This is a genomic window from Arthrobacter sp. EpRS71 (genome assembly GCF_001512285.1).
Lineage (GTDB): Bacteria > Actinomycetota > Actinomycetes > Actinomycetales > Micrococcaceae > Arthrobacter.
Window position 1 is genome coordinate 77,943 of sequence record NZ_LNUV01000004.1, and the last position, 16,176, is coordinate 94,118.

14 protein-coding genes are annotated in these 16,176 nt (G+C 61.5%); all 14 read left to right on the forward strand.

Annotation, left to right across the window (positions count from 1 at the left end):
- The first annotated feature begins 93 nt into the window (after nt 1-93).
- The 14 genes from AR689_RS07750 to AR689_RS07815 all read left to right on the forward strand — a co-directional run bounded on the left by AR689_RS07750 (nt 94) and on the right by AR689_RS07815 (nt 16,167).
- A complete protein-coding gene (locus AR689_RS07750) occupies nt 94-1,158 on the forward strand; it encodes a tRNA (adenine-N1)-methyltransferase (RefSeq protein WP_062068818.1) in 1,065 nt (354 codons plus the stop codon).
- A 97-nt stretch (nt 1,159-1,255) separates the two neighbouring features.
- Nucleotides 1,256-3,064 (forward strand): proteasome ATPase, encoded by a 1,809-nt coding sequence (gene arc, locus AR689_RS07755; protein WP_197412836.1) that lies wholly within the window; start codon nt 1,256-1,258, stop codon nt 3,062-3,064.
- 50 nt (nt 3,065-3,114) lie between these two features.
- Entirely contained in the window at nt 3,115-4,734 is a 1,620-nt protein-coding gene (gene dop / locus AR689_RS07760; protein WP_062068820.1) for a depupylase/deamidase Dop, read from the forward strand.
- Between the two features lie 118 nt (nt 4,735-4,852).
- Complete coding sequence (locus AR689_RS07765; RefSeq protein ID WP_024816739.1) at nt 4,853-5,056, forward strand: ubiquitin-like protein Pup; 204 nt, start codon at nt 4,853-4,855, stop codon at nt 5,054-5,056.
- Between the two features lie 79 nt (nt 5,057-5,135).
- Nucleotides 5,136-5,945: a proteasome subunit beta gene (prcB, locus tag AR689_RS07770; RefSeq protein ID WP_062068822.1), complete on the forward strand. Its 810-nt coding sequence runs from the start codon at nt 5,136-5,138 to the stop codon at nt 5,943-5,945.
- A 1-nt stretch (nt 5,946) separates the two neighbouring features.
- Nucleotides 5,947-6,654 (forward strand): proteasome subunit alpha, encoded by a 708-nt coding sequence (gene prcA, locus AR689_RS07775; protein WP_062068824.1) that lies wholly within the window; start codon nt 5,947-5,949, stop codon nt 6,652-6,654.
- Between the two features lies 1 nt (nt 6,655).
- Nucleotides 6,656-8,020 carry a Pup--protein ligase gene (pafA, locus tag AR689_RS07780; protein WP_062068826.1) on the forward strand — a complete coding sequence of 455 codons (1,365 nt, stop codon included), beginning with the start codon at nt 6,656-6,658 and terminating at the stop codon, nt 8,018-8,020.
- A 129-nt stretch (nt 8,021-8,149) separates the two neighbouring features.
- Nucleotides 8,150-9,082 (forward strand): FKBP-type peptidyl-prolyl cis-trans isomerase, encoded by a 933-nt coding sequence (locus AR689_RS07785; RefSeq protein ID WP_231745467.1) that lies wholly within the window; start codon nt 8,150-8,152, stop codon nt 9,080-9,082.
- A 69-nt stretch (nt 9,083-9,151) separates the two neighbouring features.
- Nucleotides 9,152-9,547 (forward strand): FKBP-type peptidyl-prolyl cis-trans isomerase, encoded by a 396-nt coding sequence (locus tag AR689_RS07790; RefSeq protein ID WP_017200957.1) that lies wholly within the window; start codon nt 9,152-9,154, stop codon nt 9,545-9,547.
- Nucleotides 9,548-9,642: 95 nt separating this feature from the next.
- Nucleotides 9,643-11,661, forward strand: a complete 2,019-nt coding sequence (locus AR689_RS07795) for a helix-turn-helix transcriptional regulator (RefSeq protein ID WP_197412837.1) — start codon at nt 9,643-9,645, stop codon at nt 11,659-11,661.
- 9 nt (nt 11,662-11,670) lie between these two features.
- Nucleotides 11,671-12,021, forward strand: coding sequence for a hypothetical protein (locus tag AR689_RS07800; protein WP_062068832.1), 351 nt, complete (start codon nt 11,671-11,673; stop codon nt 12,019-12,021).
- Between the two features lie 36 nt (nt 12,022-12,057).
- The gene (tatA, locus tag AR689_RS07805) at nt 12,058-12,327 is read left to right on the forward strand and encodes a Sec-independent protein translocase subunit TatA (RefSeq protein WP_062068833.1); all 270 of its coding nucleotides are present in this window, start codon (nt 12,058-12,060) and stop codon (nt 12,325-12,327) included.
- A 6-nt stretch (nt 12,328-12,333) separates the two neighbouring features.
- Complete coding sequence (gene tatC, locus AR689_RS07810; protein WP_082697842.1) at nt 12,334-13,170, forward strand: twin-arginine translocase subunit TatC; 837 nt, start codon at nt 12,334-12,336, stop codon at nt 13,168-13,170.
- Nucleotides 13,171-13,194: 24 nt separating this feature from the next.
- Nucleotides 13,195-16,167: a DEAD/DEAH box helicase gene (locus AR689_RS07815; RefSeq protein ID WP_062068834.1), complete on the forward strand. Its 2,973-nt coding sequence runs from the start codon at nt 13,195-13,197 to the stop codon at nt 16,165-16,167.
- Nucleotides 16,168-16,176 lie beyond the last annotated feature (9 nt).

Consider the following 16,176-nt stretch of genomic DNA (forward strand, 5'->3'; position numbering starts at 1 on the left):
CCGGCGGTTACACAAAAGAAACCCATCGATTTTTTGGCGCCCACCAGCCGGTCACACACCGCGGCCCAGCCGTACAGGAGCGAGGAACACCACATGAGCAGCGAAACCGCCGCCCCCGCAGCAAGCACAGGCACTGACGGGCCAGGCACCGGCTCGGCTGTACAGCCGACGGGCGCTGCACGACGCCGCGGGCCTTTCCGTGTGGGTGAGCGGGTCCAGCTCACGGATGAGCGCGGGCGGATGAACACCATCATGCTGGAAGTGGGCGGCGCGTTCCACACCCACCGCGGTTTCCTGAACCATGATGAAATCATCGGCAAGGTGGACGGCTCGGTGGTCAGCAACAACGTTGGCCAGCAGTACCAGACCTTGCGTCCTTTGCTCTCTGACTTCGTCCTGTCCATGCCCCGTGGTGCGGCTGTGGTTTACCCCAAGGACGCCGCCCAGATTGTCACCATGGCGGATATCTTCCCCGGCGCGCGGGTTGTCGAAGCGGGCGTGGGTTCAGGAGCGCTCTCCATTTCCCTGCTGCGCGCAGTCGGCGACGGCGGTTACCTCCACTCGTTTGAGCGCCGCGAGGAATTCGCGGACATCGCCCGTGGAAACGTGGAGACCATCTTCGGCGGCCCCCATCCCGCATGGCAGATCTCCTTGGGTGACTTCCAGGACGAGGTGGTCAAGGCTGAAGCCCCTGGTTCGGTTGACCGCGTTGTCTTGGACATGCTCGCTCCGTGGGAGTGCTTGGATGCCGTAGCCACTGTTCTGGCTCCGGGCGGTGTGTGGATCAACTACGTGGCCACCGTAACGCAGCTGTCCCGCACCGCGGAGGCCATCCGCGCTGACGGCCGCTTCACCGAACCGGACGGCTGGGAATCGATGGTTCGTGGCTGGCACCTTGAAGGTTTGGCCGTCCGTCCGGACCACCGCATGGTTGCGCACACGGGCTTCCTCTTGGTGACCCGCCGTCTCGCTGACGGCGTCACCGGAATTTCAGTGAAGCGCCGCCCGTCCAAGACTGAATTCAGCGAAGAGGACCTCAACGCCTGGACCCCCGCAGCAGTGGGGGAGCGCTCCGTCTCTGACAAGAAACTGCGGCGTGCAGCGCGTGACGCCATCGCCGGGACCAACGTTCAGGATGATCCCCCGGTCACAAACTGACAAAGGTCACAATAGGGTTCGCATTCCGAATGTCACCCGGCGCCCTGAGCTTTTCGGGACTAAGGTCTTGTTAAGCGCAGGAAGGGGCTGATGAATCGTGGATACGTCAAACAACGACCTTGGACGGCCAACGCCGGAAGATGCAAACGACGCAGCGGAGAATACGGCTGGCAGGAGGCTTGGCGCAGTTCAGCCGCCGGAGACCTCAAGTGAACTGACTGTTGCCGAACGGCAGATCAACATCCTTCGGGACAAGCTCCGCCACATCGACCGCCAGCTGGCAGCCGCCACCCAGAACAACAGCAAACTCGTCAGCATGCTGGAAACGGCGAAAGCTGAGATCCTTCGTTTGAAGGGCGCCTTGGAGCAGGAGGGCCAACCTCCTTACAGCTTCGGCACCGTGGTGCAGATCAACCCGCGGAAGCAGCCCGCCGCCGGCAGTTCGGGGCAGGCAGCCACCGAGGAATCTGTGGACATCTTCAACGCGGGCCGCAAAATGCGGGTGGGCGTCAGCCCGCTCGTGAACCTCAACCAGCTCGCCGTCGGGCAGGAAGTCCTGCTGAACGAGGCCCTGCTGGTAGTTGCCGGACTCGGCTACGAACGCGCCGGTGAACTGGTCACGCTCAAGGAAATGTTGGGCAAGGACCGTGCGCTGGTGGTTGGACGCGCCGATGAAGAGCGTGTGGTCCGGTTGTCCGGTGCGCTCCAAAGCGTCCATCTGAAGGTGGGCGACGCGTTGTCGCTTGATTCACGGACGGGCTACGCGTTGGAGAAGGTCCCGCGCGCCGAGGTGGAGAACCTCGTCCTGGAAGAAGTTCCGGACATCACCTACCAGGACATTGGTGGCCTTGGCCCGCAGATCGAACAGATCCGTGACGCCGTCGAGTTGCCGTTCCTCCACCCTGACCTTTACCGGGAGCATGGGCTGAAGGCCCCTAAGGGCATTTTGCTGTACGGCCCTCCAGGCTGCGGCAAAACCCTCATTGCCAAAGCAGTGGCGAATTCACTCGCTGCCCGGGCAGCAGAGCGGGCCGGCAATACCGATCTCAAGAGTTACTTCCTGAACATCAAGGGTCCCGAACTCTTGGACAAGTATGTGGGCGAGACTGAGCGCCACATTCGGTTGATCTTTGCCCGCGCCCGCGAGAAGGCGTCAGATGGCAGCCCCGTGGTGGTCTTCTTCGACGAAATGGACTCGTTGTTCCGCACCCGTGGCACCGGTGTTTCGTCGGATGTCGAAACCACCATCGTGCCTCAGCTGCTCAGTGAGATCGATGGCGTGGAGCGTTTGGACAACGTGATCGTCATTGGCGCCTCCAACCGTGAGGACATGATCGATCCCGCCATCCTTCGTCCCGGTCGCCTCGATGTGAAGGTGAAGATCCAACGGCCCGACGCCGAAGCCGCAGCGGATATCTTCGCCAAGTACATCACCACTGACTTGCCCTTCCACCCCCAGGATTTGGCTGAGTACGGCGGCGATGTGCAGGCCACTGTGGATGCCATGGTCCAGCGCACGGTGGAGGCCATGTACTCCACCGAGAAGTCCAATGAGTACCTTGAGGTCACCTACGCCAACGGCGATACGGAGATGCTGTACTTCAAGGACTTCAACTCCGGTGCCGTGGTCCAGAACGTGGTGGATCGTGCCAAGAAGTACGCCATCAAGGATTTGCTGACCACGCAACAGAAGGGTCTGAGGATCGATCACCTGCTCCGGGCCGTGGTGGATGAGTTCCGTGAGCACGAGGACATGCCCAACACCACCAACCCGGATGATTGGGCAAGAATTTCGGGCAAGAAGGGTGAAAGGATCACGTACATCCGGACCATCGTTCAGGGTAAAGCGGGTCAGGAGCCGGGCAAGTCCATCGAAACCACTGCGAACACGGGTCAGTACCTGTGACAGCAAGGCCCGAGGGTGTACCCGCAGAGAAGCTTCCCGCAGGCGGTGCCATGCGCGTCATGGGCTCGGAAACTGAATATGGGATCCATGCGCCGTCAGCTCCGGGGGCCAATGCCACCATGATGTCCGCCCGGATCATTCAGGCGTACGCCACGGTTACCCGGCAACGGGCGGCTGGCGGCGCGGAGACCCGGTGGGACTACACGGACGAGGAACCGCTGCACGATGCCCGCGGTTGGACCGTGGACAGGGCTGCGGCGGATCCGAGCCAGCTCACGGACCAACCGCCGGTGCTCGACGCCGAAGCGGTGGCCTTGGCCTATGGCCGCCAGGAGTTGGAACTGGACGGTGCAGACGAGTCCGGTTCCCTGTTGATGAACATGGTCCTCGGAAATGGCGCACGCCTCTACGTGGACCATGCGCACCCTGAGTACTCCAGCCCGGAGGTCACCAACCCCCGCGATGCCGTGGCCTGGGATGCGGCCGGCGATCTGGTGGCCTTGGCCACGGTCCGGAAGGTCGCAGCGGACACTTCCCTGCCACCCATCAACCTGTACAAGAACAACACGGACAACAAGTCCGTGTCCTATGGCTCTCATGAGAACTACCTCATGCCCCGCTCCGTGCCTTTTGGGGACATCATCCGTGGACTCACGCCGTTCTTCGTCACCCGCCAGGTGATGTGTGGAGCGGGCCGCGTGGGGCTGGGACAGGACAGCTCGACGCCCGGTTACCAGATCAGCCAGCGGGCGGATTTCTTCGAAGCAGAAGTGGGGCTGGAAACCACCATCCGCCGCCCCATCATCAATACGAGGGACGAGCCACACGCTACAGCGGACAAGTACCGCCGCCTGCACGTGATCATTGGGGACGCCAACCTCAGCCAGGCCTCCAACTTCCTGAAGTTCGGAACCACGGCCATGGTCCTCAGCCTCATCGAGGCGGGGCAGGCTCCCAAAATTGAGGTTCATGAACCTGTCCAGGCGCTTCAATCAGTCAGCCACGACACGACGCTCACCACCACCATCAGGCTCCTTGACGGACGGCGGGTCACAGCCCTCGATCTGCAGTGGATGTATTTCGAGGCAGCCGCCAAACTGGCCCAGGAGACAGGGGTGGCTGATTCAGTCACCGGTGATGGCCACACTCACCAGGTCCTTGCTTCCTGGGAGTCCACACTGTCAACTCTGGGGGCCGATCCTGATGCGGCCGCTTCGTCAGTTGAGTGGGTGGCCAAAAAGTCTCTTCTTGAGGGCTACCGACACCGCGACGGACTGGCCTGGGACGACGCCCGCCTGGGCTTGGTGGATCTTCAATGGTCCGATATCCGGCCAGAGAAGGGCCTCTATTACAGGCTCCTCTCGAGGGATCGGATGATGCGCATAGTGGACGACGCCGACATCACCAGGGCGGTCACCGAACCGCCGTCGGACACTCGTGCGTACTTCCGCGGGCGGTGCGTTTCCAGGTTCGGCAGGGACGTCGTGGGCGCCAGTTGGGACTCAGTGATTTTTGATGTTCCGGGCCTGGGGAAACTGCAGCGGGTGCCCACGCGGGAGCCTTTGAGGGGAACCCGGGCTTTGACCGGCGCCCTCTTTGACCGTCACACGGATGCTGCTTCTTTCCTGGCCGAATTGTTGGGTCAGAAGCCACCGCCTGCCAGGAGTTGAAGGAGGCCCGCCACAGTAATATTCATCGCCGGCCAAAGCAGTCCGCAGCACCGGTCAGCGTGGCAATATGGCAGTAGGAAGTCTCCGTCAACAGGGGACTGACAGTAGGGAGAAAGAAATGGCAGCACAGGAGCAGCAACAACCGCAGTCACGGGAAACCGAGACTGAAGTGGACGTACCGGAGGCACCACCGGCAGCACCGGAGGCACAAGCTTCCGACGCTACCCAAGGCGTGGATGACCTCCTCGACGAAATCGACGGCGTTCTTGAATCCAACGCTGAAGAGTTTGTCAGGGCGTTTGTCCAAAAGGGTGGCCAGTAGGCGGACCCGCCAGAGGATGTACTGCCCGGCAAGCGTGAGGCCGCCGGGCATCGGAATGCAGAGTCGAAGGAGTGCAGCAATGCAGGACCCATCAACCGGCCCCCTGGCCACCCAGGCAACGTCTTCTTTCACGGAGCATCTTCAACGCTCGCGTCCCGAACTTCTTCCCTATAACCAATCGTTACCCGCCGGCATGGTGCCGGCGTCCCCGCATGCCACCACGATCGTTGCTATGACGTACGCCGGTGGCGTACTGATGGCTGGAGATCGCCGTGCCACCATGGGCAACATCATCGCCAGCCGGCACATCGAGAAAGTGTTTCCGGCTGACGAGTATTCGGTCCTCGGCATTGCCGGTACCGCGGGCCTGGCAATTGATATCACACGGCTTTTCCAGGTGGAGTTGGAGCATTACGAAAAAATTGAGGGCACCCTGCTCAGCCTGGTAGGCAAGGCCAACCGTTTGGGCGCCATGATCCGTGGAAACCTGCCGATGGCAATGCAGGGGATGGCAGTCGTTCCCTTGTTCGCAGGATTCGATCTCGGTTCCGGGGTAGGCCGCTTGTTCTCCTACGACGTCACAGGCGGCCGCTATGAGGAACAGGAGCATCACTCTGTTGGTTCCGGTTCAGTGTTCGCCCGTGGCGCCCTGAAGAAGCTGTGGAAGCCTAATTTGCCGGAAGAGAACGCCGTGGCAGTTGCTGTCGAGGCACTGTACGACGCCGCTGATGACGACTCCGCTACTGGTGGCCCTGACCCTGTCCGCCAATTGTGGCCGGTGGTATATACCGTCGATCGCGCCGGCAACCGCCGTGTGCCTGAACGGGAGTTGGCTGCGATAGCCGGCGCAATCGTTGAATCGCGGGCTGCCGCCGGACGGGAGGCCTGATATGACACAGCAGTTCTATGTCTCACCTGAGCAGTTGATGAAGGACCGCGCGGACTTCGCGCGGAAAGGCATTGCGCGTGGACGCTCCGTTGTGGTGATCAGCTGCGCCGATGGCATCGCGTTAATCGCCGAAAACCCTTCACCTTCGTTGCACAAGATCGGTGAGATCTACGACAAAATTGCGTTTGCGGCAGTGGGCAAATACAACGAGTTTGAAAGCCTCCGGCAAGCAGGAGTCCGTTACGCAGACGTTCGCGGCTACTCCTACGATCGCGAGGACGTGACGGCCCGCGGCCTGGCAAGTGTCTATGCTCAGAGCCTCGGGGCGGTGTTCACGGCAGAACAGAAGCCGTTCGAGGTGGAATTGGCAGTGGCCGAGGTGGGTTTCACCCAGGCGCAGGACCACCTGTACCGCCTGACCTTCGACGGATCAATCGCCGATGAGAACGGCTTTGTCGTCATGGGCGGACTCGCTGACCAGATTTCCGACGTCGTCAGCGGGGCTTGGGAATCGGAGCTGACCTTGGCTGGGGCCATGCAATTGGCCCTGCGGGCCCTGGCCACTAATAAGGACATTGACGAACTGCCCGCCACCGCCGTCGAAGCTGCCGTGCTGTACCGCGCTTCGGAAAGCAACCGCGGGTCCCGCAGGGCGTTTCGCCGGCTGCTGCCGGACGACATGACCCGGTTGCTCACAGAGGAGAGCTGAGATGGATAAGCGGATATTTGGCATCGAAACCGAGTTCGGAATTTCCTATTCCAGCCCTGATTCCCGCCCTCTGGCGCCCGAGGAGGTGGCACGGTACCTCTTTCGCAAGGTGGTCAGTTGGGGCAGGTCCTCCAATGTTTTCCTCACCAACGGTTCACGGCTTTACCTCGATGTGGGCTCGCACCCGGAGTACGCCACCGCGGAGTGCGACGACCTCGCCCAGCTGATCGCCCATGACCGGGCCGGTGAACTTATCCTGGACGACCTCGTGGATGAGGCCCAGGCAAGGCTGGCCGCCGAGGGCTTCAATGGCACGGTGTACCTCTTCAAGAACAACACCGACTCGGCGGGCAATTCTTACGGCAGCCATGAGAACTACCTCATTCCGCGCCGTGGGGAATTTTCCCGCCTTGCTGAGATCCTCATTCCCTTCCTGGTCACCCGGCAGTTGATCGCTGGTGCCGGCAAAGTACTGAAGACGCCCCACGGCGCCACGTTCGCTTTCTCCCAGCGGGCCGACCACATCTGGGAAGGCGTGTCCTCGGCCACCACCAGGTCCAGGCCGATCATCAACACACGCGATGAGCCTCATGCGGATGCTGAGTTCTATCGCCGCCTTCATGTGATTGTGGGCGACTCCAATATGTCTGAGACCACGGCGCTGCTCAAAGTCGGCACGGTGGATCTTATCCTCCGCATGATCGAGGCCGGCGTCATTATGCGTGATATGCGCATGGAGAATCCCATCCGCAGTATCCGCGAGATCTCCCACGATCTCACCGGCCGTGCACTGGTCCGTTTGGCCAACGGACGGCAGCTGACTGCCCTGGACATCCAGAGGGAGTACCTCAACAAGGTCACCGAGTTCGTGGCCGCGAATGGCGCCCATAACGCCCACGTTCCACTCATCCTTGATTTGTGGGAGCGGACGTTGAACGCTATCGAGAGTGGCGACACCAGCTCCATCGACACCGAAGTGGACTGGGCTATCAAGAAGAAGCTCATGGATGGCTACATGCGCCGGCACGATCTCAGCCTTGATTCACCCCGGATTGCGCAACTGGACCTCACGTACCATGACATCTCGAGGCAACGCGGTATCTTTTTCCTGCTCCAAGCCCGGGGGGCAGCACGGCGGCTGGTTACCGAAACGGACGTCAAGGACGCCGTGGATGCCCCGCCCCAGACAACGCGCGCCAAGTTGCGCGGAGATTTTGTGCGAAGGGCGCAGGAGCTGGGCCGTGACTACACGGTGGACTGGGTACACCTGAAACTCAACGACCGCGCGCATCAGACCATCCTTTGCAAGGATCCGTTCCGCAACGTGGACGAGCGGGTTGATGCGCTCCTCGATTCCATGGGCTAGAGGGCTCTATAAGCTGGCTCCCAGCTTCGCAAGCTATTCTGGATAGTGGTCTCTTCCCGAGACACGCCTCGCTTGGATGCGCTACGCGCCTTTCCGAGTGCCCCCTTGCCCCGACGAAAGTGTCTTTTTGTGCGCCGACTCCTAGCAATCCTCCTTCCCGCCCTGCTGCTGATGACCGCATGCGGTGGCGGAGACACTCCGGCCGCCGAGCCCACCAGCAAATCAGTAGGTGACGTCTCCAAGCTCGACTCCCTGAAGGTGACGGACAACGGCAATGACAAAGCGCCCGGAATTGAATTCTCCAAGCCCCTCGCCGTGACAGGACCCACCGTCAAGGTTGTCAGCGAAGGTGACGGGGAGACGGTCAAAATGGGACAAATCGCCGAACTCGTGTATGTAGCGGTTGATGGTACTGACGGCAAAACGCTTGAGGACGGCTACACCAAGGGACCCCAGCCGATCGAACTCTCCGAGCAGATGAAATCCGGCAACGAGCTGATCTTCGACGCCATCATCGGCGCCAAAGTAGGCAGCCATGTGGCCATTGCTGCTCCGGGCAGCGCCTCTGCTTCGGCGCCGGCCTCCTCCCAGCTGGTGATCTTCAAGATTGCCTCCGCCAAGGACGCACCCGGTCTTTTGAGCAAGGAAGAGACCGATCAGCTGGACAAAGACGGCAAGCTTCCCAAGGTGACCTTTGACGACAAGGGTGCTCCGTCCGTGGAGATTCCCAAGACTGATGCACCTGCAGGCCTTTCCGTGAAGGTCCTTTCCGAGGGCACCGGCGAGGAACTGAAGGACTCTGACACGATCGACGCCAACTACACCGGCTGGCGCTGGGAGGACAGCACCAAATTCGACTCCAGCTATGACCGCGGTGAAGCCGCTACCTTCGGGCTGAACCAGGTCATCAAGGGCTGGACGCTCGGACTTACGGGCCAGAAGGTCGGCTCCAAGGTCCTCCTGACGATTCCCACAGATCTCGCCTATGGTGCAAGCGCCGCCGCCCAGGGCAAGCCCGCAGGTCCGTTGGTCTTCGTTGTTGAGATCACCGGCAAAAAGTAAAAGCTTGCGCGGGTTCTGGCTAAGCTGGTTCCTGAAAACTTCTCCGTTCCCAAAACCCAAGGAGTAACCATGTCATTTGGTCAGCGTGACTTCGACCGCACCAAGCCCGAAATCGACTTCCCGGAAGGCGACGTCCCCACGGACCTCGTCATCACGGACCTGATTGAGGGCACAGGCCCCGAGGCCAAAGCCGGGGATACCGTGTCCACCCACTACGTGGGCGTTGCCTGGTCCACTGGCGAAGAATTTGACGCTTCCTGGGGTCGCGGAGCACCTCTGGACTTCCGCGTAGGTGTCGGTCAGGTCATCCAAGGCTGGGACCAGGGACTGCTGGGCATGAAGGTGGGCGGCCGACGTCGCCTGGAGATCCCCTCCGAGCTTGCCTACGGCTCGCGCGGAGCCGGTGGAGCCATCAAGCCCAACGAGGCCCTGATCTTCGTGGTGGACCTCGTAGCTGTTCGCTAGGACATCAGCTTTTCGCAAGGCGCGTTGCCTTCCGGTTTTACCGGGCGGTGACGCGCCTTGCTGTTTTCGGGCTGGTCTTTAGTAACGTAGCAACCGTGTCCGCATCCCGCACTGAACGTCTCCTGAACCTTCTCCTGGCTTTGCTCAATACCAAAGTGGGCCTCCCACGCGCTGTGCTGCGCGAAAAGGTGTACCACGATTCGGCGGAGAACGATGTCGCCTTTGGGCGGATGTTCGAGCGCGACAAAGTGGATCTGAAGCATTTCGGCTTTGACATCGAAACCGTGATGGACCCCCGAAACTTCGGTGCGGACGATCCCGCCTCGGCGCGCTACCGGATCGGCAAGGACTCCAACCGGCTTCCTGATGTGAGCCTGACACCTGCCGAGGGCACCGTCCTGCTGCTCGCTGCACAGCTCTGGGAACGCGCAGCTCTCGGCACGGCAGCCGCCAACGCTGTACGAAAGTTGCAGGCGGCCGGCGGCTTTACGGACGTGGACCTCCCTGCTGGCGTCCAGCCGCGAATCAAGCCTGCAGGACAGGCCTTCGACGACGTCGTTGCAGCGATGCACGGTAAGCACCCGGTCCGGTTCGGCTACCTTGCGGTGAGTACAGGGCGGGAAGAAGTCCGCGAGGTTGAACCTTGGGGGCTGGGTAGCCGCTTCGGTCAGTGGTATCTCGTTGGCTTGGACCGGGGGAGAGCGGCCAAGAGGCTGTTCAGGCTCTCCAGGATGACCACTGCAGTAGAAGTGGTCACCACGGGCAGCTTCCACCCGCCGGAAGGCTTCAACGCCCGGGCTGAGCTGGACGAACTCAACGAGCTCCCCGTCCGGCAAGCCACCTTGGACGTGGACAGGGACAGATTGCTTGCCTTGCGCAAGAAGGCCACCTCCCTCGAAGAGTCCCCGGACGAAAGTGGCCGCGACCGCCTGACGGTGGATTTCCGCGATCCGGAGCAGCTGGGCGAAGAGCTGGCATCCTATGGACCCCACCTGAAAGTCTCTGGCCCTGCGGAACTGCGCACCGCCGTCGTGCGCCGCCTCAAAGCCGCCGCAGACTGTGATGACGCCCCACCGGTTCCTGTTGAGTTTCCAGAGGCGGCCCGGGCGCCCCGGGCACGCAAGCGCACCTCGGAAGATCAGTTGGCCAGGATGCTGCAACTGGTCCCGTTCCTGGTCCACCACCAAGGCCTGCACATCCAGGAGGTGGCTGATCACTTCAGCATCAGCCGCAAAGCCCTGATCGATGACCTGAAGATCCTCATCTGTTCGGGCCTGCCCGAGGGCTATCCGGACGACCTTCTGGACATCCAGTGGGAAAACGATCACGTGTACATCTCCGAGCACTTGGACCTGAACCGGCCGGTACGGTTCAGTGAGGATGAAGCGGCGGCGCTGCTGACTGGCCTGGCCATGCTGGGGGACCTGCCTGCCTTGGCCGGCGTCCCGGAGGACGAGTCAGGCAGCGCCTTGGAGTCTGTCACCATCAAGCTGACGGGCGCGGCGGGACAGGCAGCACGATTGGCCGGCTCCGTGTCGGGCCAATCGGTGGCGCCCGAACAGTCGCGGGCCTTTGCCGCCGTAACCCAGGCCATCAGGGAAGGTCAGCAGTTGCGGCTCAGGTACTTTTCCTTGCAACGCGACGAAGTGACCGAGCGCGACGTCGACCCCCTGCGGCTCTACTCCCTGGACAGTACGTGGTATTTCGAAGCGTATTGCCACAGCAAGGCCGGCATCAGAAACTTCCGGCTGGACCGGGTGGAAAGCCTGGAAGCCAACGGCCGGGTTGTCTCCGGAGCCGCCACAGCAGGGCCGGATTTTCCGGCGCGGTTGTTCACGCCCGGAGACGACGACGTACTGGTGACGCTCCAACTGACCCGCCAAGGCGCCGGGCTTGCCGATGATTACTACGCCGAACGCACCGCCCAACTCCCCGACGGCGGCCTGCTCGCCGAGGTGCGGTTTGGCGACGCCGGATGGCTGCCAATGTTTGTTTCCCAGCATGGGGGTGCCGTCCGGATTCTCGAACCGCGCTCCGTGCGGGAGGAAACCCGCAGGTGGATTGACGCAGCATTGGCTCAGTACGACTCTCCTTCGGGCACCAAGGCTGGCTAGACTACTCAAATGCCTTGGTGGTTCTGGATCCTGTTGTGGATCGCGCTTATAGCCCTTTCATTGCTCCTTCACCTGACGCTGGGTTATCGCTTGTACAGGAAATTCATGTCAACTGTTCATGAGCTGGCTGCCGCTGGTAAACGTTTCAGCAACCTTTCACCTGCCCCGGAAACCTCCGACGTTGAAGCAGCGGAACCGCGCGCTGAACCAGGGTCCGCAGTTTTTGCCTCCCCGGATCAGATGCGTCATGATTACCTGACGGCCAAAGCCTCCCGCCAGGAAGTTCGTCGGCAGCGGCGCGTCAAGCGCAAAGCCGAGCGGGGTCAGCCGCAAGCCCTGCACGACATTGAATTCAGATAGACGTAGGATGTATCCAAAAGGAAAGGACCTCCCCCTATGAGGCTCGAAGGCTGGCATCTCATCATCATCATCGTTCTGGCTCTGGTGCTCTTTGCAGCGCCGAAGCTGCCGTCCATGGCGCGCAGCATTGGGCAGTCGATGCGTATTTTCAAGTCTGAAGTCCGGGAGATGAAGAAGGACGGTTCTTCCGAGGCAAAGGACTCCCAGGACGCGTCCGATGCCGTTGAAGGCAAGGTCGTCGGCCACCCGGACGTCAACACCAAGAACAACGGCGAGACTGACGTACCGCCCGCTAACCGCGTCTAAAGAGAAGTGGTAGAAACGAAGGGGCGCAAGGCCAACCCCGAAGCCCGGATGGCGCTCCTGGATCACCTCAGGGAGCTGCGAAACCGGCTCTTCAAGGCTGCTATCGGCGTCATCGTGGGAACAGTGGTGGGCTTCATTGTCTACCAGCCACTCCTTGAAGCGTTGATTAAGCCGATCAAGGACCTCAACGAAAAAGAGGGACGCGCCGCCACACTGAACTTTGATGGCGTCGCAAGTTCTTTCGACCTGATGGTCCAGGTTTCGGTCTTTCTCGGAGTCATCGTGTCAAGCCCTGTCTGGATCTACCAGCTGTGGGCCTTCATTGTTCCGGGGCTTCACAAGAAGGAGCGGCGCTTGGCGCTGTCCTTCGTGGCGGCCGCGGTGCCATTGTTCATCGGCGGTGTTCTCCTCGCGTGGCTGGTGTTGCCCAATGCAGTTCGTGTACTGACCGATTTCACTCCGGTGGGCGGCTCCAACTTCATCAGCGCTGAAATTTACCTGGCCTTCGTCCTGCGGCTCCTGCTGGCCTTTGGTATTGCTTTCTTGGTACCCGTGGTTCTGGTGGGCTTGAACCTTGCGGGAATTGTCAAGGGCAAACAGCTCATCAAGAGCTGGAGAATCACCATCTTCCTGGTGTGCCTTTTTGCTGCGATGGCCGCTCCCGGCGCTGATGCCATGAGCATGTTCTACCTTGCAGCACCCATGCTGATCCTGTTCTTCGCGGCCATTGGAGTTTGCCTCCTGAATGATCGGCGTCGTGAGCGCCGGGCCATCAAGCGGGCAGCTGAGACGGAAGCCACTGCAGACATCGCCACCCCGGCCACGGATCTGGAGAATCTCTAGACCTTGGCCCACTAGGCTTGGTGCATGTCCTCCATTTCCGGGTCTTCATCTCCATCAGACCGTTACCAGGCGGCAGCCCAGCGGGCGGCTGAGTCCAAAACATACCTTGGCGCATTCGCCCGTTCCTTGGACTTCGAACTGGACGACTTCCAACGGGAGGCGTGCAGGTCACTGCAGGAGGGCCGCGGCGTATTGGTGGCAGCTCCCACTGGCGCCGGAAAGACGATCGTTGGCGAGTTCGCGATCTATCTGGCTCTGGAACGGGGACTTAAAGCGTTTTACACGACGCCCATCAAGGCGTTGAGCAACCAGAAGTACTCAGAGCTGACGGCAAAGTACGGCTCGGCCAACGTCGGCCTGCTGACGGGCGACACCACCATCAACGGCGAAGCTCCTGTGGTGGTGATGACCACCGAAGTCCTTCGGAACATGTTGTACGCCGATTCTGAGACCCTCGGAGACCTCGGCTTTGTGGTGATGGACGAGGTCCACTACCTCGCAGATCGATTCCGCGGTGCCGTGTGGGAAGAAGTGATCATCCATTTGCCCAGCGAAGTGCAGGTTGCCTCGCTCAGTGCAACGGTGTCCAACGCCGAAGAGTTCGGCGCCTGGTTGGACACCGTGCGGGGCGATACTGACGTGATCGTCTCCGAGCACCGTCCTGTGCCGCTATGGCAGCACGTCATGGTGGGCCGGGAAATAGTGGATCTTTTTGCCGGCGACACCACCTTCGACGAAATTGCACCCCAGGCCCCGGGAGCACAGGAAACGGAGGTGCCTGACCTCTCCGAATCAGACGAAATCCTGGTGGAGCCTTCCACCCCTGATCGACGCGTCCCGGCCAAACGTTCATCGGCCAATACGGCCCGTCAGGCAGTTACCGGCCCCGAGTTCGAGGTCAACCCGGACCTGCTGGCCATGGCCCGCTCGGAGAGCCGGATGAACATGAGCGGCCGGTTCGGACACGGTGGCCGGAGCCGACGCAGACAAGACCGCTACCGTGATGAGCGGCAACAGTCCGAGCAGCGTAGCCCTGTCCGGAAGGCAAGCCGCCCCCAGGTTATAGAGAGCCTCAGGCGCCAGGATCTCCTGCCGGCCATCACCTTCATTTTCTCCAGGGCTGGTTGTGACGCGGCCGTAGCGCAGTGCGCAGCATCGGGTCTTTGGCTGACCACCGAGCAAGAACAGCAGGTGATTGCCCGGCGCGTGGACGAGGCCAGCCACGAAATTCCTGCGGATGACCTCGACGTCCTCGGATTCTGGGGTTGGCGGGACGGACTCATCAGGGGCTTCGCCGCCCACCACGCGGGCATGCTCCCCACTTTCAAGGAAGTGGTGGAAAAACTTTTTGCCGATGGCTTGGTCAAAGCCGTCTTCGCCACGGAGACGTTGGCTCTGGGGGTCAACATGCCCGCGCGCTGCGTGGTCCTGGAAAAGCTGGAAAAGTTCAATGGTGAAGCGCACGTCAACATCACAGCGGGGGAATACACCCAGCTCACCGGCCGCGCCGGCCGCCGTGGAATCGACGTCGAAGGCCACGCCGTGGTGCTGTGGCAACCAGGGACGGATCCCGCCGCCGTAGCCGGGCTTGCCTCCCGACGCACCTACCCTTTGAACTCCAGTTTCCGGCCAACGTACAACATGAGCATCAACCTGATTGCCCAGTTCGGCCGGGTCCGCGCCCGTGAAATCCTTGAATCCTCTTTCGCCCAGTTCCAGGCTGACCGTTCCGTAGTGGGCCTTGCCCGGCAGGTCCGTGGGCGTGAAGAGTCGCTGGCAGGCTACGCCAAATCCATGCAGTGCCACTTGGGTGACTTCACAGAGTACGGAAAGCTCAGGCGCGAACTGAGCGACGCCGAGAATTTCGCCGCCCGCGACCACCAACGCGCCCGGAAGTCCCATGTTGCGGATTCCCTCACACGGTTGATCCCCGGGGATGTGATCAGCATTTACAGCGGCCGGCTGGCAGGACATGCCGTGGTGCTGGAGGTGGACCGCAACGCCCGCGAACCGCGGCCCTCGGTTCTCACCTCTGACAACCAGCTGCGACGCATCGGCGTCCACGACCTCGATGGTCCGGTGTCGCCGGTGACGCGCATCCGTATTCCGAAGTCCTTCAACGCCAAGGTTCCCAAAGCACGCCGGGACCTTGCTTCGTCCATGCGGCACGCTATCAGCGAGGACGCCCCGCACAGCCGGCGCAACAGCAGGCACGAGGACTTCGGTCTCGGAGCCCGTCTTCCAGATCAGGAAAAGAAGATCGCGGACCTCCGGCGGGCGCTGCGGGCCCATCCTTGCCATGGCTGCAGCGAACGCGAGGACCATGCGCGGTGGTCCGAGCGTTGGTGGAAGCTGCGCAGGGAGACAGACGGCCTGGTCCGGCAAATCCAAAGCAGGACCAACACCATTGCCAAGACGTTCGACCGCGTGTGCGATGTTCTTTCGGTTTACGGCTACCTGGAAACCAACGACGCCGGGCACGTCACCATCAGCGCCGACGGACAAAGGCTTCGCCGGATCTATGGCGAGAAGGACCTGCTCATCTCCCAGACGGTGCGTCGCGGCGCCATCAACGACCTCGACGCCGCTGAACTGGCCTCACTGGCGAGCACCTTGGTGTATCAGGCCAAACGGGAAGACCGGGGGCTACGGCCCAAGATGCCTTCCGTTTCCTTGGAATCGGCCGTAGACATCGTGATCCGCGAATGGTCACAGCTCGAAGATACCGAGGAACGCAACAGGTTGCCTTTGACCGGCGAACCGGAACTGGGGCTCGTGTGGCCCATGTACAAGTGGGCCAGGGGGCGCCACCTTCAGGACGTGCTCAGCGGAACCGACCTCGCGGCCGGAGACTTTGTTCGGTGGGCCAAACAAGTGGTGGACCTCCTTGACCAGCTGGCCAAAATCCCGCAACTGGACCCACGTTTGGTTCGTGTGTGCCGGGAATCCATTGACTTGGTCCGCCGCGGCGTGGTGGCTTACTCCACCGTGGCTTAGGCCATCCCT